Annotated in this window: 18 protein-coding genes; 4 read left to right on the top strand and 14 right to left on the bottom strand. The window is 31.7% G+C overall.

The genetic code is table 11. The features are described 5' to 3' along the window. Nucleotides 1-111 precede the first annotated feature (111 nt). Nucleotides 112-1,292 (top strand): IS3 family transposase gene (locus ACFVRR_RS14740; RefSeq protein WP_387329840.1). Its coding sequence is split into 2 segments (ribosomal slippage): nucleotides 112-400 and nucleotides 400-1,292, totalling 1,182 coding nucleotides; the frame shifts between segments, so codons are not numbered across the junction. Nucleotides 1,293-1,360: 68 nt separating this feature from the next. Here ACFVRR_RS14740 and ACFVRR_RS14735 read toward each other — a convergent pair. The 3 genes from ACFVRR_RS14735 to ACFVRR_RS14725 form a co-directional block, all read right to left on the bottom strand. Further along, nucleotides 1,361-2,326, bottom strand: a complete 966-nt coding sequence (locus ACFVRR_RS14735) for a phosphotransferase enzyme family protein (RefSeq protein WP_387329837.1) — start codon at nucleotides 2,324-2,326, stop codon at nucleotides 1,361-1,363. A 115-nt stretch (nucleotides 2,327-2,441) separates the two neighbouring features. Further along, nucleotides 2,442-3,995: a response regulator transcription factor gene (locus ACFVRR_RS14730; RefSeq protein WP_387329834.1), complete on the bottom strand. Its 1,554-nt coding sequence runs from the start codon at nucleotides 3,993-3,995 to the stop codon at nucleotides 2,442-2,444. Beyond that, entirely contained in the window at nucleotides 3,973-5,805 is a 1,833-nt protein-coding gene (locus tag ACFVRR_RS14725; RefSeq protein ID WP_387329831.1) for a sensor histidine kinase, read from the bottom strand. Before ACFVRR_RS14725 ends, ACFVRR_RS14730 begins: the two co-directional genes overlap by 23 nt. 267 nt (nucleotides 5,806-6,072) lie before the next feature. Between ACFVRR_RS14725 and ACFVRR_RS14720 the strand changes: the two genes are divergently transcribed. Continuing rightward, entirely contained in the window at nucleotides 6,073-6,498 is a 426-nt protein-coding gene (locus ACFVRR_RS14720; RefSeq protein ID WP_387329828.1) for a hypothetical protein, read from the top strand. A 173-nt stretch (nucleotides 6,499-6,671) separates the two neighbouring features. Here the strand turns inward: ACFVRR_RS14720 and ACFVRR_RS14715 are convergent, their stop codons facing one another. From ACFVRR_RS14715 to ACFVRR_RS14690, 6 genes are all read right to left on the bottom strand, one after another. Then, on the bottom strand, nucleotides 6,672-7,943 hold the full coding sequence (locus ACFVRR_RS14715; RefSeq protein WP_387329825.1) for an ABC transporter substrate-binding protein: 1,272 nt from the start codon (nucleotides 7,941-7,943) through the stop codon (nucleotides 6,672-6,674). 129 nt (nucleotides 7,944-8,072) lie between these two features. Next, nucleotides 8,073-8,903, bottom strand: coding sequence for a carbohydrate ABC transporter permease (locus ACFVRR_RS14710; RefSeq protein ID WP_335473621.1), 831 nt, complete (start codon nucleotides 8,901-8,903; stop codon nucleotides 8,073-8,075). After that, nucleotides 8,903-9,838: a carbohydrate ABC transporter permease gene (locus ACFVRR_RS14705; protein ID WP_387329821.1), complete on the bottom strand. Its 936-nt coding sequence runs from the start codon at nucleotides 9,836-9,838 to the stop codon at nucleotides 8,903-8,905. Before ACFVRR_RS14705 ends, ACFVRR_RS14710 begins: the two co-directional genes overlap by 1 nt. Before the next feature lie 232 nt (nucleotides 9,839-10,070). Further along, the gene (locus ACFVRR_RS14700; protein WP_387329818.1) at nucleotides 10,071-11,264 is read right to left on the bottom strand and encodes a hypothetical protein; all 1,194 of its coding nucleotides are present in this window, start codon (nucleotides 11,262-11,264) and stop codon (nucleotides 10,071-10,073) included. An 18-nt stretch (nucleotides 11,265-11,282) separates the two neighbouring features. Further along, nucleotides 11,283-12,143, bottom strand: coding sequence for a YiiX/YebB-like N1pC/P60 family cysteine hydrolase (locus tag ACFVRR_RS14695; protein WP_387329815.1), 861 nt, complete (start codon nucleotides 12,141-12,143; stop codon nucleotides 11,283-11,285). A gap of 183 nt (nucleotides 12,144-12,326) precedes the next feature. Beyond that, on the bottom strand, nucleotides 12,327-12,671 hold the full coding sequence (locus tag ACFVRR_RS14690) for a DUF805 domain-containing protein (protein WP_387329813.1): 345 nt from the start codon (nucleotides 12,669-12,671) through the stop codon (nucleotides 12,327-12,329). A 231-nt stretch (nucleotides 12,672-12,902) separates the two neighbouring features. Here ACFVRR_RS14690 and ACFVRR_RS14685 point away from each other — a divergent pair, with 231 nt between their 5' ends. After that, nucleotides 12,903-13,244, top strand: coding sequence for a hypothetical protein (locus ACFVRR_RS14685; RefSeq protein WP_387329810.1), 342 nt, complete (start codon nucleotides 12,903-12,905; stop codon nucleotides 13,242-13,244). Between the two features lie 47 nt (nucleotides 13,245-13,291). Here ACFVRR_RS14685 and ACFVRR_RS14680 read toward each other — a convergent pair whose 3' ends face one another. Both ACFVRR_RS14680 and ACFVRR_RS14675 read right to left on the bottom strand, forming a co-directional pair. Beyond that, the gene (locus tag ACFVRR_RS14680; protein WP_387329807.1) at nucleotides 13,292-14,170 is read right to left on the bottom strand and encodes an amidase domain-containing protein; all 879 of its coding nucleotides are present in this window, start codon (nucleotides 14,168-14,170) and stop codon (nucleotides 13,292-13,294) included. Between the two features lie 181 nt (nucleotides 14,171-14,351). Further along, entirely contained in the window at nucleotides 14,352-14,693 is a 342-nt protein-coding gene (locus ACFVRR_RS14675) for a DUF805 domain-containing protein (RefSeq protein ID WP_387329804.1), read from the bottom strand. A 261-nt stretch (nucleotides 14,694-14,954) separates the two neighbouring features. Here ACFVRR_RS14675 and ACFVRR_RS14670 point away from each other — a divergent pair, with 261 nt between their 5' ends. After that, nucleotides 14,955-15,353, top strand: a complete 399-nt coding sequence (locus tag ACFVRR_RS14670) for a VanZ family protein (protein WP_387329801.1) — start codon at nucleotides 14,955-14,957, stop codon at nucleotides 15,351-15,353. A 50-nt stretch (nucleotides 15,354-15,403) separates the two neighbouring features. Here the strand turns inward: ACFVRR_RS14670 and ACFVRR_RS14665 are convergent, their stop codons facing one another. From ACFVRR_RS14665 to ACFVRR_RS14655, 3 genes are all read right to left on the bottom strand, one after another. Beyond that, nucleotides 15,404-15,745: a DUF805 domain-containing protein gene (locus tag ACFVRR_RS14665; protein WP_387329798.1), complete on the bottom strand. Its 342-nt coding sequence runs from the start codon at nucleotides 15,743-15,745 to the stop codon at nucleotides 15,404-15,406. A gap of 152 nt (nucleotides 15,746-15,897) precedes the next feature. Next, the gene (locus tag ACFVRR_RS14660) at nucleotides 15,898-16,788 is read right to left on the bottom strand and encodes a hypothetical protein (protein WP_387329796.1); all 891 of its coding nucleotides are present in this window, start codon (nucleotides 16,786-16,788) and stop codon (nucleotides 15,898-15,900) included. Nucleotides 16,789-17,016: 228 nt separating this feature from the next. After that, nucleotides 17,017-18,291, bottom strand: coding sequence for an ABC transporter substrate-binding protein (locus ACFVRR_RS14655; RefSeq protein ID WP_387329793.1), 1,275 nt, complete (start codon nucleotides 18,289-18,291; stop codon nucleotides 17,017-17,019). Between the last annotated feature and the right edge of the window lie 9 nt (nucleotides 18,292-18,300).

Below are 18,300 nucleotides of genomic sequence, written 5' to 3'. Positions count from 1 at the left end.
AATTTAAATATAAAAAAAGCTACGATTTGATATTATCCCCTTTAGGTAGACATTCGAAAAAAGCTTCATGTTAACATGGAGATATGAATGTGACTTGGAGGGGATTTTACTATGGCTAAAAGAGGTCAACAGTTTCAAAGCTATACAGAAGAATTTAAATTAAAAGCAGTGATGAAGTACGTGAATGGTAACCAAAGTTATCGAGTATTAGCGGAAGAACTAGGAATTCGCCATTGCACCCAACTTAAAGTCTGGGTTAAGAAGTGGAAAATTGGCGAACCATTTGATGTTCGAAGTGGTGTTATAAATCCATTTAAAGGTAGACCACGAACAAAGTTTAAATCGGTTGAAGAAGAAAGAGACTACTTGAAAGCGCAGGTAGAATACTTAAAAAAGCAGTATCCAAATCTGATAAAGGAGTAGATGATCTCCCCCAACAAATAAAGTATGAAATGATTGAAGAACTAAAAGATACCCACCCAATTACATGGTTATTAGAAATCGCATATGTGAAGCCTGCGAGCTTTTATAAGTGGAGAAGTACAAAAATAAATAGAGAAATCAGAGTTGAAGAGGAACAGGATATACGGGAACACATGGTAGCTGTTCATCTACTTAATCCAGAGTATGGATACCCACGTATGACTGACAGTTTAAAAGAAAATGGCTACAGAATTAATCATAAAAAAGTGTATCGCCTGATGAAGGAAATGAAGATTCAATCGATCATTCGAAAGAAAAGAAAACGACATGGAAAGACTTCTTCGGTTATATATCCTAATCGACTTAAGAGAAAATTTAGGGCTACAGGACCTAATCAAAAAATGGTTACGGATATTACCTATGTTTCGGATGGTAAACAATTTTATTATTTATCAGTCATTCAAGATCTATTTAATAATGAAATTGTAGGCTGGCAGCTATCAAAACGCAATGACCTTGAACTAGTTTTGAATACAGTTACGCAATGGGCAAGAAAAAAAGACGTAGCTGAAGCCGTTCTCCATTCAGATCAAGGCTTTCAGTATACGTCTAAAGCATACAATAAACGATTAGAGGATTATGGCATAAAAGGCAGCCACTCTCGCAAAGGAAACTGCCTAGATAACGCGTGCATTGAATCCTTCTTTTCGCATCTCAAAACAGAGAAATTGTATATAAAACAGTGTAAATCAGAAGATGAAATTAGACAAGCGATCGAGGACTATATTTACCACTATAATTACAAACGTTTTCAAAAAAAATTAAAAAAACGCGCGCCAGTTGAATACCGACACGCGTTGGCAGCATAGCTTTTTTTATCTGTCTACTTGACAGGGATAAGACCAATTCGTGTTTGAATCGTAGCTTTTTGTTTAATTTAAAGATCAATGATCGTCTTCTTATTGATAATTCGCTCTTTTAGTTCTTCACAAAGTTCAATTACTCTTTGCGTTTTTTCTTCATATTTCATATTCAGTACATGATAAAGCGTTATATCACGACATTTTAAAAATGAAGGAATTCGGCTATACCATTCTTCATCTAATACATATTCGGTTTCATAACCTTTTCGAAAGGTTTCTAGCTGTCTTTTTGCGAAATTAGACTTTTCTTCGAATGGTGCCTTACTACCCCAAGCTGTATAATATAGAACAATTGCGATATCTGAAATAAAATAATTATATTGCAGATCATCGAAATCAAAAGCCGTTATTTCACCTTTATCATTTACGAAGAAATTGTGGAGATGCAAATCGCTATGGATTAATCCATATGAATTTTTCTTTCTGTCATAACCTTGGATTTCTTCTATTAATTCATTCGTAAAAATGCCAAGTTCTTCATCAGCTACCATTTCATTTAAATAAGCTTCTTCATCCCAATGCTCACGATGATTTGTTACAGGATAATCAACTGTTAATGCGTGAAGTTTTCCGATTGTTTTACCCCATGTGTACATTAGATCATCATTCCAGACAGCTGGGTTTGTCCGATCAACTAATTGCCCATCTGCCCATTCAAACATTGATGCGTAAAAACTTGTGCCATCACTTGCATTTTGGACTTCTACTAAATTACCGTTCAAAGAAGTTAAAGAACCTGCTGCATTTGCTCCGTTTTCTCTAGCATATTTTAAAAACTCTAGCTCTGCCTCAATTTCATCCTTTGAGCGATGAGATGAATGCGTTAATCGTAAAATGCGATCCGTTCCGTCTGCTAACTTACCTTTAAATAGATAGTTCTCGAACTCTCCAACAGGTTTTTTTTCTACTGTAATACCAAATTGTGATGCTGCATTCGTTAAAATCTCTTTCGTAAAAACTCTTTCAACTGCCTGTTCCATTTTTTAATCCCCCGAAACATAGAATAAAAGCATAGAATAAATATGCAGAATAAATATCTAATTACTTATTCCTCAGTTTCCAAGGATTTCCTGCAACTTTTTTACTAAAGAATTACTAATCATTCATATTTCGGTATTCATTTGGGGTCATCCCAACGATTTTCTTAAACACTTTTCGAAAGTACTTATCATCTTGATAGCCGATTTTCCCTGCTATCTCATAAATTTTTAAATTGGGGAACTTCAATAATTCCTTCGCTTTTTCGATCCGAATTGAAACAATATAATCTGATATATTCACACCGTAAATTTGTTTAAACTTACGGGATATATATTCGCGGCTTAAATAAAATTTCTCTGAAAACTCCTGAAGTGAAATTTCTTCAGCATAGTTCAGCTGAATATAATTTGCGATTGCTTCTATACTATTTAGTTCTTGGTTCGTTTGATTCTTTTCTTGAATAATCGACTGAACTCTTTCCCTTTGAGTCGCAATATAATCACCAATTTCAAAATGCCCTCTCGCATTCCAGAACAATTCGAGATTTACTTCCTGAATGGTTTGAAGCGATAGCTTATTAATCCAATGATTAAGGAAGATTAGAAACTCCTGATGCAATGAAAGTAACTGCGCAAAAGGAAGATAATTCTTCTGTGCGATTCGTTTACTAAAAAGTTGAATGACTTCATCGTAAATATAAATATCCTGCTTCTCAACCATTTGTTCAAACAAGTTGATGATTTCTACTAAATTAATTGGATTATACTCTTTTATATCTTCATAAAAATAAACTGGTACATCTCGCTTTTCTAAAATATTTACATGCTGTAGAACATTTACAACTTCCTCATACCCAGACTGGATCGATTCAATTGTTAACTTTCTACTGATTGCAAAATGAAACGGGAAAGGTACAACTGTCGATAAAATTTTAGCTATATGCTGGATACTGTCAGTCACTTGCTCGCCCCAATATAGTAAGCAAATTTCCTTTGTACCTTGTAAATTACGAAATGCAATTCCTCCATTTTGGTTTTGAAGAACTTCATTTACTATATTCAATAGGGCAAAAAAGCATAAATCCTCTGGCCAAATATCTTTGAATGTCTCTAGATTTCGTAATTTTAGTAAAGAAACATGTAAAGTTTGCCCGTCTTCATATCCTAATTGGTTTAACATATTCTGATTATATTCCTTACCGTAAATTGCATTTGTTAATTGTTTGTCTCTGTAAACAGGTAAAACTTCCTGCAGCAAACGAAAATCATTTAACGCATCAATTCTCTCTTTTTCTTTTTCATTCCAATCTGATACAACTTTTACTAAAGTTTCATTCAATATATCAGGATCAATTGGTTTTAATAAATAATCAGACGCACCGAACTGAATGGCTTCTCTCATATAATGATAGTCATCATACCCAGTTACAACGATTACTTTACAATTAATGTTTTCTGAATGAAGCCACTTTAATAATCCTCTACCGTCTAGCTCTGGCATCATTAAATCAGTAAATATAATTGTCGGTCTTTCCTTTATTATGATGTCTTGAGCGATTGCTCCATTTTCTGCTTCTAATATTTCAGTAACACCAATTGCATCCCAATCTGCAAGAATTTTTACACCTTCTCGTACATGCTTTTCGTCATCTATTAGTAGAACCTTCATGATTAACTTCTCCTCTTGTCATTTCAATCGGTAAGATTATCGTTACAACAAAGTTTTCATGCTTCACACTTTCTATTTTTACGTCTGCTTTTTTACCATAATAGAAATGAATGCGATCAGAAATATTTTTTAAACCGATACTCTCGTGAGTATTTAATCCACCTTCTGATAGCGATGAATTGATGATTTCTAATTCCTCTTTCGTTGCACCTTCACCATTATCAGCAATGACTATTTTTAAGCGTTCATCTTGTTGTCTATGAATCGAAATATTTAATTCACCAAGCTTTTGTTGCTTTTCAAAACCGTGTTTAAAGAAATTTTCTACGATTGGCTGTAAAATCATTTTTGGCATTTTTACTTTGTTTAACCCTTCATCCACTTCCAGGTTATAAACAAATCTGCCATCATATCGTTCATTTTGAAGCGATAAATAATCTTTTATATGGTTTAATTCATCCTTAAGCGTTACAAAATCTTCATTATTTTTCATGCTATATCTCATGATTTTTGATAGTGACATAATTAATCGATAAACTTTGATTCCGTCATTTTTTAATGAAAGAGTTCCAATTGACTGCAAGGCATTGTATAAAAAATGCGGATTTATTTGAGACTGAAGTACTTTTAGTTGATTCGTTTTATTCTCTATTTGAAGCTTGTATTCTTTTATATATAAATCATTTAACGTATCGACCATTGAAGTAAAATGTTTACCTAACTGACCAAACTCATCATTTCCTAACGTATCAAAAGAAACAGCAAGCTCTCCTTTTTCAATTCGCTGCATATCTCGAATTAAGATTCGTATCGGTCTTGTAAATCTGAAGGATACGATAATGGTTAAAATGATGACTAATAAGACTGAAATTGCTCCGAGTGTAACTGTAATTTTCAATAATTGATTCGAATTATGATAGAGATTCTTATAAGGAATACTTTTAATGATTGTCCATTGTTGATGATTGCTGCTTTTTATATTGTCATACACATAGACCCCACTAAAATCCTTTCCCCTCCATTCAAAACTAGTTTCACCTGAACGATCCGAGCTAATTTTTTTATACCATTTTGTTTCTAGCTTTTTACCAATTAGATTTTTTTCAGAAGAATACAGAACAACATTCCCATCACCAACAACGAAAAGATGTTCCTCTCCTTTTTTATAAATACGATCAAAAATTTCATTAATTCTACTTAATTCAATATCGATTGATAAAAAGCCCAGCCATTGATCGGATGTCACATTACTTAAAAAATAATGAAGAGATACAACCTGCTTAACTGGCTCAATTCGAAAATCAGATAAATTATTATAATTTTGAATCGGATGGGTCGGTTGAATATAATACGAGTCCCTCGAGAAACTTAAATTTCTATATGTGGGAATTTGGTTGAAATTATACAATTTCCCTCGACTACTCACCTTTGCATTGTATACGGTGTAATCATCCTTACCCTTCGTTAAATATAAATGCAGCTGCTCGATTTCTCTTCTAGAAAAATAAAGTCCTAATAAACTACGTTGTATTTCAGCAGAATTTTGTTCGATGTAAGCTGTCGCACCATTTTCTAACACCGACAAAAATGGTCTATTACTATAAATGGACAATGGAATTCCGTAAATTTCATTATAATAATTCAATAAATCATTTCCACTACGCTTCAATAAATCATAATTCGTATTGACAAATTCCTTCGTAACCGTGTTTTTCGTATAAAAATAACTTGCTATAATCGATAATCCAAATGGAATAATGGTTGCGATTAATAATAAGGTTATTAGCTTACTTCTAATACTGTTTTTCATGATAACATCCTTTGCGGAAACGTTTGCACTTCTATTATTAGTTTATCAAAGATAAAGTGCGAATAACACCCTTATACGATTTAAATAACTCCTTAAGTTCGCGATCTTTTGAACTTTTAGTTTACCGTTGATAGATATCAAAACATTTCTTCAAATAATTCACATACATTTCATTTTATTTCCAAGAACCCCTCCATTTTTTTGTTAGTCTTATAAGGATTCTATTGTGGAATCTAGTCAGTATTAAAATGAAAAAGGAGATTTTTTTTGAATTTATTTAGAATTAATTATTTGTTAATGATCGTAATAGCTATCTTTATGATTAGTTTATTTTTTTTAAACAGTTGCTCCCAAACTACTGAACTTTCTATTAAGCAAAATCAAAAACTAGCTAAAACAGAAACAAATTGGACTAACGACTTAGCTAATGGCATTTATCTTAAAGAATTAAATAAACAAGAAGGAATTCTTTATGTTAAATTTAAAAATAATAAACACTTATATTCATTAATAAATGTTAATGTTGATAAATTTAATGATAAATATCGAATCAATATTGAAGAACAAAATGCTGTACAAGATTCTGAAGTCACAGATGAGTATTTTGGTGAATTGAAGAGCGAAATTCCTTTTAATGAATTAGAAGTCTATTTAAATGGGAAGAAAACTACATTAACAATTATAAAAAAATAATAGTCACTTTTTTATAATTATTTACACACTTAGTTTAATACGGTTGTAGGGGCATTATGTGCATAGCTTCAACAAACCAGCCTCTGTAGAAAACAGAAAACCCACAAGAAAATTATTCCTTGTGGGTTGCCTTAATCTATAGAGGAATTTTAGGGAAGCCTCAAATTAAGAATTTATTTTTTTAATTTCATCCAAGTATCTTCAAGAGATTTTAACATTTCATCAGCAGATTTTTGCTTTCCAACGTAAGCTTGCATTGATGCACCAAACTCATTTGTAGCTCCATCTGGGTATTTGAACCAGTTCCAAGATAATGTTTTACCTTCAGCAGAGTATTTTTGTAAGTCGTCTGCGATTGGTCCTAAGTTTTTACCTTGAATTGTTTTTAATGCTGGGATAAACTTGAATTTTTCTACAATGTATTTCTTACCTGTGTCAGAAGTAACCATCCACTCTAAGAATTTTTTAGCTTCTTCTTTGTTTTTAGAGTTTTTGTTAACTACCCAGTTATTTGGTACACCCATTGGTAATTTGTCCATAGCTGCTTTGTCATCGTTGATTGGAATTGGTAACACGCCTAAGTTCATGTTTGGAGTAATTCCATCAATCATACCTTGAATCCAGTTACCTTGTTGGATCATAGCAGTTTTACCTTGAGCAAAGTTTGTAACTTGAGTGTTGTAATCAGTTGTTAAAGGATTTTTGTTACCGTATTTAACTGTTAAATCAAACAGTTTCATAAATTGTTTAAATTGCTCGTTGTCTTGAATTTTCACTTTACCTGAATTCACATCAGCCATGAATTTATCCGGATCTTGTTGTTGAGCGAAAGGAATATTTAATAAATGAATTCCTAAAATCCACCACTCACCGTATCCAACTGAGAATGGTGTGATACCTGCTTTTTGAAGCTTTTCAGCTGCAGCAGTTAATTCGCTTAAAGTTTTTGGTGCTTCCGTAATACCAGCTTTTGCGAATAAATCTTTATTATAAATAAAGCCATAACCTTCAGTATTCATTGGCATACCATAAAGTTTGCCGTCGATTGTCATTGGTTTTTCAGTACCTGGATATAAGTCTTTTACCCATGATTGATCAGAAAGATCTTCTAATTTATCTTTCCAAGTTACTGCTTCTTGGAATCCACCATTGTTAAAGATATCAGGCTCGTTACCTGAAGCAAATTGAGCTTTTAATGCAGCACCGTAGTCAGCACCGCCACCAACAGTTTGAATTTTAACTGTTACGTTTGGATTTTCCTTATGGTAATCATTCGCCATTTGTTCTAAATCCTTCGCAATCTCAGCTTTAAACTGGAATACGTTTAATGTTACTTTTTTATCCTTTGAATCATTTGAAGCTTTGTCTGAAGATCCTCCAGAACATGCAGAGAATAACATCACTGAAGTTGTTAATGCTGCTGCTACCTTTAGCATCTTTTTCATCCTAAAAACCCCCGTCTTAATATTCTTTATTTTGAATACGCTTTCATTATACATTTAAAAACAATCAACTTTGGATAGTCTAAATTGACATGATGGGTGGAATATATTGATAGCTTCCACCCAATCACCTTATTTAATTGAACCGCTTGTAATACCTTTAATAATATGCTTCTGTGCTGCAAAGTAGAAAATTAAAAGTGGTGTTATACCTAAAACAAGTCCAGATAACGCTAAATTCCACTGTTTTGTATATGCTCCAAAGAAGTAGAATGTAGCAAGAGGAATTGTTCTTAACTCCATATCTCTTAATACAAGTGACGGTAATAAGAAGTCATTCCAAATCCATAACGTATTTAGGATTACAATTGTAACCGTAATTGGTTTTAATAGTGGAAAAACAACTTTCCAGAAAACCATAGTCGGAGAACATCCATCAATAATTGCTGCTTCCTCTAACTCAATTGGAATTGTTTTAATAAATCCATGATATAGGAAGATTGATAATGCTGACCCGAAACCTAAATACATTACTACTAATCCCCAATGGCTATTCATTAAATGAAGCGTACTTCCAACCTTCACTAATGGGATCATAATTGATTGGAACGGGATAACCATTGTTGCTACAAAGATAAAGAAAATGATATTTGAAATTTTACTTTTTGAACGAACTAGTTTATAAGCTGCCATCGAACAGAAAAAGACGATTACAACATTACTAGCAATTGTCACTATTAACGAGTTCATTAGCGCTTTCCAGAAATTCATGACTTCAATTGCTTGTTGATAGTTTGTAAAATCTAAGCTTTTTGGAAGCGAAGATGTATTTTGTAAAATATCAGCAAATGATTTAAATGAGTTTCCTAATACATAATAAAAAGGAACTAAGAAGATGAGAGCAAGTATAATTGCCGCTATTTCTAATATAAAAGTAAAGCCAGTATATCGTTCTTTTAGCATTATGCCTCAACCTCCCTCTTCTTCGTGATGTATACTTGAATAACTGAAATTAACGCTACGACTACGAAGAATACAATCGCTTTTGCTTCACCTAATCCATAACGGTTATTAACAAAAGCTTCCGTGTAAATATTTAAAGCCAACATCTCAGTAGACTTAAATGGTCCACCATTTGTTAATGATAGGTTTGTATCAAACACTTTAAATGACCATGAAATTGTTAAGAATAAACAAACTGTTACAGCTGGTGCTACCATTGGAATAATGATTTTACGTAACACTTGGAATTTATTTGCACCATCAATTTGAGCTGCTTCAATTAATTCCTGTGGTACTCCTTGCAGAGCCGCTACATAAATAACCATTATATAACCTGCACCTTGCCAAACTGCCACGATGACAATTGCCCAGAACGCACCTTTTTCTTCACCTAAAAGTGCTCTTTGTAAAAAGTCTGAATGCAATAATTGTCCAATTGAAATTAAACCTTTATTAAAAATGAACTGCCAAATGAAACCTAATAATAATCCACCGATTAAATTTGGAAGGAAAAAGACTGTTCTTAAAATATTACTAGTCTTCAAAGCTTGCGTAACGATTAACGCTAAACCAAAACCAATCACATTGGTTAAGATCACGGCGAAAAATGTATATTTACCAGTTAAAATAAACGAATGGATAAAATCCGTATCTTTCGTAAAAATGTATTTATAATTTTCAAGTCCGACCCACTTAGTAGAATCAGCTACACCATCCCACTGAGTAAATGAATAGAAAAAGCCGATTAAAAATGGCGTTAACACGATCGCTGCAAAAACAATACTTACTGGTCCTACAAACGTAAGATAATTTAAAAAATCTCTTAATTTTTTAGATGACTTTTTTGTCTTGGCATCTGTTAAATTTGTATCAATCACTTTTTTCGTTTCAATCATCTGTAACACCTCCACTATCATCATAAAATACCTCTCAAGTTGTGAAAACGTATTCATTTGAACAGTAGGGTGGAATATATTGACTAGATTAATTTTGATGATTGTTTTTGATGAATTTAAATTTTAGATAAAATTCGAATGTTCCACTATGTTTTTAAGGGGACTAGCTATTTTTTATAAAAAAAAGAATCTCCTATTGAAGATTCGCAGTCACAAATTAGTTAATATTATTTTAAATCCGTACAATAAAATCAAGCAGATGACCATACTCAACCGGAAATTCTACTTTTAAATCCAAAGTTTTATTATCTAATATTAATACTTTATAACTCTCTTCATTATTAGATAGTACATATATTTCTTCCTTATCAATATCTTGATAAATAAACTTGTAATGGTTCTTATTATTTACATAGCTCTTTTTTAATGGCTTGAAATTTGGTACAGGCTCAAATGTAAGTAGACCAAGTGTGTTCCCATATTCGTAACTATACAAATTATATAATGCAGTTTTTTCATTGATCACTAGTGGTCTAAATTCCTGATAATAATAGAAATCTTGCTTTTGCAATTTATTAAATGGTTCAAAAACCTTATATTTAAGCTCATTATTATACGCGTACAATTTTCCTGTATCACTTACTATATAGGCACGGTCTTTGGAAGAACAGATAGGAAATAAGTCAACTTCGTTTGATTCTGGTGATTCGTAATGAATTATTTGATTTTCTAAATCAATAATACCGATTCCTGGATATTCAACTGTTTCCTTTTCATTAACTTCTCCACTCGTCCCATAAAATATCTTATTTTTAAAACCTAATAAGGGTGTCCATTTTGGAACAAATCCATATTCAGTTTCAATGCTTTTTTTAGTTGAATAATTAGATATAGACATTTTAAATTCTTTCGTCTTTGGATCTATATTTTGATCACCTGTTTTATGCGAGACAATTGTTTGAAACAAAGTGTCTTCCCCATAATGTTGAATATGATCTACTCCCACAGGATATTTAAAATATTCAAGATTTATTTTATCGAACTTTCTTTTTACAATATCATAAGTAAAAAAATAGTTATCTATTGTAGCGTCGCCAAAAAATGATATAAATAATTTGTTTAAGTTATTAGGCTTTTGATGAATCAACATTCTTCCAAAATCACTATCCTTAATTGCGTATTCTCGAATAATTTTACCCTTTTTAGTAACTTCTTTTACAATGGTAGATTCTTGTGAAACTCTTGGATCGGCTGGATAAAATAATAAAAAATTCTCTTTTTTATCAGAATAATTTGGTTTGAAATTTTCAATTCCATTGATTATAGTACGGTTTTCATACTCTGTATTTCTAAAAATTGAAAGTGCAGAAATAATTATTCCTGCGATTAATAGTGCCATCCATAAAAATGTATATTTTCTTTTCATAATACCACCTAATATTTTCTATAAATTTCCAGGTAATGTTTTTCCCCAGCTTTTAATAAGGCGAACATTAGCGTCAGCAATTATATCTCTAGGGAGTACCGCAATAACTCCGTCAATAGTATAAGCATTTGATGATTGTAAATTATAGCCGACATCATTCCACATTGCATTTGTTAGCTTAGAACAATACCATGCATTAGTAGACCAGATTGAAGTTTTTAAAGCATATGGCTCCCCTATCTGTTCTTTACCAAATTTAACAGCATTACTTCTTTCAACAGCTGTCGCATCTTTCCCCAGTTTACTTGTTACTTTATATTGTTTAATGCCGCTAGCCCCACTCCACAATTTATCCCTGTTCCAATGAAAAACTTTCGCTCCATTACTTTTTGTTCTAGCTGCCTCAATAACAAAAAAGTCTATATTTGATAATACTGCAGTGTGTCCGGTTAATGATTTTTCTCCAGCAGCATTGCTATTGCCTATCCCATAATAAAGAATATCACCATATCGCCAGCTTTTTGATGCTCGCAGCAGATTTTTATTACTGTATTGCTCTACTTTTAAATCTAATTCTCCAAGTTTATCAATCAACTCGATATGAACTTGTGTATTATAAAATTTATCTGATTCCAATGATTTTAAATAATCTTCAATTTCAATATGAAGTTGATTGACCTCATTAAAAAAATTTTCCCTACTATTAGATTCAATGCCAACATCTTTTTTTAATAAGGTATTTACTTTAGATACTTTTTCTTCTAATCCATACTCAATATCCTCCAAAGTGGAATTACTTTTTTCTTGTGCATTTGTGCTAATTGGCACCGTCAAAAAAGCTGTGCATAATAAAATACTTAATGTTTTTTTGAAATACATACTATTTCCTCCTCTACATTTTTATTAGAAATTTCTAATAAAATTAGCTTAGCAAATTTATCCATCATATTCTGTTTTACATTTTACGAAATTTAGTACAATATTTAACAATCTGGTGAACGCAAAAAACCGCCCTCATATAAGGCGGTTTACATCTTATCCCTTAAAACTAACCTTCAAAATTTAATACTTAGGATTCGCCCCAAATCGATTATCTCCCTCTTCACTATCCAAACAGAAGAAAATAATAAGAATAATCGTACCAATAAACGGAATTATTCCAATTAACAGCCACCAGCCACTTCTACCTGAATCATGTAATCTGCGAGCTCCTACTGCTAAAGATGGCAGTATCGTCAATAGACCATAAATTCCAGTTAATAGATTATCGATATCCGCAATGCTTTGTAAAATCGAAAGTAAAATAGTGATAATGGCATTAAACAGGAAAAACATCCAATACTCTTTTCTTCTAGCTCTTCCGTTGAATACTGCATAATTCTTTAATACTTTTAAATACCATTCCACGACCGATCCCTCCTATGAACAGTAGAGTGGAATATGCTGACTATATTAATTTTTAGGTTTAAATAATTCATTAATTTCTACTTAGTCTTTGATCTGTTTATTTCTGATAAAAAACACCTTGCCCCGAGACTATATTCATAAAAGTTTCATAATCTCCTTACTACTTCTTAATAAACACTTTATTAAAAATGATAAAATGTTTATAAACCTGGAAAAAAAGGGGGGTATCTAATGAATAAAATAAATAAGAAGATTTTATTTACATTTCTTTTTTTAATTATTTTATTTTTTGTTGTACATAAACCATCTAAATTAAATAAGGGTTTCCCTATTCCGTTAACTGCATTTCAGTCCAATATTGACTACAAAAATCAATATGAAGTCTACAATTGGAAAATGGCATCTGAAGAACATGGTTTACCATATTATTATGAATTAATTTTAAAAATGTGGGGTTGGAATGAAGTAAAAGAAGAAGCCCTTGGCGCAAGAAAAGTTTTCACCAAGGATGGAGAAATAGTTAATATTATTTCTTTAAATGATAAGATGGAATTACACTTTATTAATAATTAATTAACGTGCTTAAAGAGTGTTCTAATTAGAACACTCTTATTTTTTCACTAATACTTAGAAAATTTCAGCACGGACCAACTACGATTCGATGTTCCTGCGTCTCTTATATCAAAATCTATATCATCTCTAGTATGTTGAGTTACCTTTACAGTTGAAGATGTTTTAGAAGTAACAAATGCAGTATGCCATCTTTCACCTGTTTTAGCGTTTTTATATTGAATAACGTCCCCCACTGCTGCGTATGATATCGTATCTTTAAGTGTATATAAAGTTTTATCAGTTACCTTTGGTCCCCAATAGCTATAAAAATCCTTTACTCTAACCCAAGACGTTGAGTTTCTAATCGTTTTTATTGGGTAACCTCCGGGATTAGATACTTGATCACTATACCAATAATTTGAAGTTGAATAAGTTCCACTTGGTGGGTTACTAGGTCTAGTCTTTACTATTCCTCCAGCAAATAAAATTTGAGATACGAAATTTGTACAATCATTTGCATATTTTGCATACTCAGAATTGCGACCTTTTCCCCATGCTCTAGCATAACTTACAGCCCTGGTGATATTCCAAGAAGCTGCTGCTCTTAGGGTTTTATTAATGGTATACTTGGCTATCTCTTCTATATCATTGTTTTTATTTATTAATTCTGTTATCGATAAGTTTGTTAATTCACCCATCTCCAAAGGTGAAGTTGCATCTGGGTTTTCCTCTTGATTTCCGAATTCATTTACATACTCAGCTGCATATGCAAGTATTAAAGAATAATCCTTATGATTAATTAAATTTAGATCACTCTCATACATTAATTGATTAAATAAATAAGCATAAAAGTCTTTTGAGCCCATTTCGTAATTTAACTGGTTATCAATTAAATAATTTAGCAAAATCTTTTCAATATCCTTTAAATAAATTTCACTACAAACCATATGTATCTCCTCCAATTATAATATATTTGTGAAAATTTTCACAAATATATTTTATCATGGAGTTAACTAGAATTATTTCTTATTATTGAACTATTAGTGAAATAATAAGAAATACGATAAAAAGAAAAAACCGCCCTCAGGCGGTTTACATCTTATCACTTAAATATTCAGTCATACATTACTATTTAGGGTTCACCCCAAATCGATTATCTCCCTCTTCACTATCCAAACAGAAGAAAATTAAAAGAATAATCGCACCAATAAACGGAATTATTCCAAGCAACAGCCACCAACCACTTCTACCTGAATCATGTAATCTGCGCGCTCCTACTGCTAAAGATGGCAGTATGGTCAATAGACCATAAATTCCAGTTAATAGATTATCGATATCCGCAATGCTTTGTAAAATCGAAAGTATAATAGTGATAATGGCATTAAACAGGAAAAACATCCAATACTCTTTTCTTCTAGCTCTTCCGTTGAATACTGCGTAATTCTTTAATACTTTTAAATACCATTCCACGATGAATCCCTCCTAAGAAGTAAATACGGTACATTTAAGTCTATTCTTAATACCTAGGTAACATTATTAATTTTTAATAATAGGACAATTTATTTTGAATTAAAACAAAAAAACCCCCTAAAATTAGGCGGGTTAAGCTTAGTTTATCTCGGTTTTTGGCTATAGCGAACATCATTTAATACAAAGTTTATTGAGGAATTACAAAAATTATTAATGTATAATAACTTATTATTAATTAAAACATTTTTTGGGAGATTTATTTTGAAGCCTATTATCATAAAATATTTACTGTTAATTTTTTCACTTGTGTTTATTTTTAGGTTTACATTTTTTCCAGTCGCTACATTAGGAATAGGTGTTTCTGAAGGTGGATTAAATTTAATTCCATTAATCAAAATGTTTAACGAGTTTAGCAGCATTAAACAATTTATAGTAAATATCTTTGGAAATATCATTCTTTTTGTGCCATTTGGGTTTAGTTTAACATCCGTTAAGCGATCAAAAAAAGTTATACTAATTGGCTTATTTTTATCGGTAAGCATAGAAGTAGTCCAATTTTTGATGACTCTTAGAACCTCAGATATAGATGATGTTATTTTAAATACTTTAGGGACATACATTGGGTATAAGATTTCAATGAGTAAATATTTTAAGAAGTAATATGGTATAAGTCTTTTCTTAATACCCAATGAACATTATTTATTTTAACCTTATCTTGGAACTGGTCCATAACGATTGTCGTGATTTTCACTCTTAAAACAAGCAAGTATTAATAAAATAATTGATCCTATAAACGGAATTAAACTAATTAAATACCACCAACCACTTTTACCAATATCATGTAATCTGCGAACACCGACTGCAATTAGTGGCAGCAAAGTAAGCAAACCATAAATTCCTGAAATCATGTTATCTGTATTTGCAAAGTTATCTAATAAACTAAGTAAAAAAGTTATAATTGTATTAATTAACATGAACATCCAAAATTCAGTTCGACTCGCTCTACCATGAAATACTACATAATTCTTTAATACTTTTAAATACCATTGCACAACTGATCTCTCCTAAGAAATTATTTTAAAAGCTAGTGTATACTTCCTTTTTACTATTCCCATAAGAAAATCAAATTACATAAAAAAATGAAATATATCAGTGCCCAAATAAAAAAAGAAGCCCAAAATCTGGGACTCCCTCATCAAAAAACTTACTTATTCACATGTGTTAACGTCGCACCATACGGAGTTACATCAAAGAAGTCTCCATAACCAACAACTGTACCACTACCGTTCGCAATGACTGATTTTCTAGATTTCCATGTTTCTCTCCATTGTTCTTTTACATCTGCAGCACGACGATTAACGATAATATTCATTTTTTTCGTTTCGATTTGTTCTTTTGTCATATTTTTTGTATCAATTTTTTTAAAGTCATCTAAAATTAAATTTTTCGTTTTATCCGATATTCCACCACTTTGAACAAAGATATCAAACATTAATGCATATCCTCTTTTTGTCCATAATCCGAATGTTTTGTAATACTTTTCTGCTTGATCAAAGTACGATTTTGAAGCATTAATTTGTTCATCAATACATTCTTTACTTGTTCCTAGATTTTTAAAATAAGTCTTCCAAGGCTCTTTAAGTTCGTATTTATTATTAGGGTTACTGATTGAATCTCCCCAAGCTACCTGTTCTTTTGTCGTTTTGTTCATAATTACATCTTTAAATGTATTATAAGAATCCGTATCTCCTTTGAAAGCTTTTAGGACAACATCATTATGATTCGCAAACATTTTTTTCATAATTGGTTGTAAAGTTTCTGTTCCAAAGTTTTCTTGAAGCGCGCCAAAAGATAAACCGGCACCGTCGAAATTACCACTTGTTGCTCCAAATGCATCAGCTTCAGATGATGATGTTTCATACCACGAAGTGATTTCTAGTGACATTTTTTTAACTGATTCACTTGCTGGAAGCTTCACGGGACTATTCGTTTTAACTTTATAATTAACAGAAGCAGCATTCGCTGGCCCGACTACTGTTCCTAAAGAAAAGACAATCGCAGTTGATAAAATAACATTTTTAATCGATTTTTTCATATTTGATTACTCTCCCTTACTATTAATCTATTTATCTAGGTTAAACTCAGGAATTTCATTTATATTCGCAACGTTAATTACTATATCACAATAATTAATTCTGTTCATCACATAAAATCTTCCAATTGGTAAATCATTAACAAAATCCACATTAAAAATGTGTACAAAAAAAGACTAACCTCATTCGAAATTATTTCGAAATAAGGTTTGTCATAAATTCCCTCAGCTCTACTGTTTCTTTAACTTATCCCAAGTATCTTGAAGTGATTGCAGTAATTGCTGTGGATTTTTTTGTCCGCCAACATATGCTTGCATTGATGCACCAAATTCATTTGTTGCTCCGTTTGGATACTTAAACCAGTTCCACGATAGTACTTTTCCGTCAGCAGAGTATTTTTGAATATCATCAGCAATCGGGCCTAAGCCTTTTCCTTCAATTGTTTTAACTGCTGGAATGAATTTAAACTTTTCAACGATATATTTTTTACCTGTATCAGAAGAAACCATCCAATTTAAAAACTTCTTCGCTTCTTCTTTGTTTTTTGAATTTTTGTTAACTACCCAGTTATTTGGTACACCGACCGGGATTTTGTCCATTGCGTTTTTGTCATCATTAATCGGCATTGGTAAAAGACCAAGTTTCATATTTGGCGTAATGCCATCAATCATACCTTGTGTCCAGTTTCCTTGTTGCATCATAGCTGTTTTTCCAGATGCAAAATTAGTAACTTGTGTATTGTAATCCGTTGTTAATGGATTTTTATTTCCATATTTAATCGTTAAATCAAATAATTTTATAAACTCCTTAAATTTATCATTATCAGGGATTTTTACTTTGCCTGCATTTAAATCGGCGATAAATTTATCAGGATCTGGTTGTTGTGCGAATGGAATATTTAATAAATGAATTCCTAAAATCCACCACTCACCATATCCAACTGAAAACGGCGTAATGCCAGCGTCTTTTAATTTTTTTGCTGTTGCCTCTAATTCAGATAATGTTTTTGGCAATTGGGTAATACCAGCTTTATCAAATAAGTCTTTGTTGTAAATGAATCCATAGCCTTCTGTGTTCATAGGCATTCCGAGTAATTTCCCATCAACTGTCATCGGTTTTTCAGTTTCCGGATATAAATCCTTCACCCAATCTTGATCCGACAGATCCTCGAGTTTATCCTTCCAAGTAACAGCCTCTTGGTATCCACCGTTATTGAAAATATCCGGTTCATTTCCTGATGCAAATTGAGCTTTCAATGCTGCTCCATAATCTGCACCTCCACCTACTGTTTGAACCTTTACCGTAACATTTTTATTTTCCTTTTGATATTCCTTTGTTAAAGCCTCTAGATCTTTTGCAATTTCAGCTTTAAATTGAAAAATATTTAATGTAATTTTTTCACCAGCACCAGGCTTTTTTGTTTCTTCTTTTTTATTATTACATCCAGTAAACAACAACATAGTAGTTGATAAAACGGCAATCGATTTAACTAATTTTTTATTCATATGATCCTC

It is taken from the genome of Gottfriedia sp. NPDC057948, assembly GCF_042887255.1.
Lineage (GTDB): Bacteria > Bacillota > Bacilli > Bacillales > Bacillaceae_G > Gottfriedia.
Note: the sequence above shows the minus strand (reverse complement) of the source record. Positions and strands in the feature narration are given on the sequence as shown.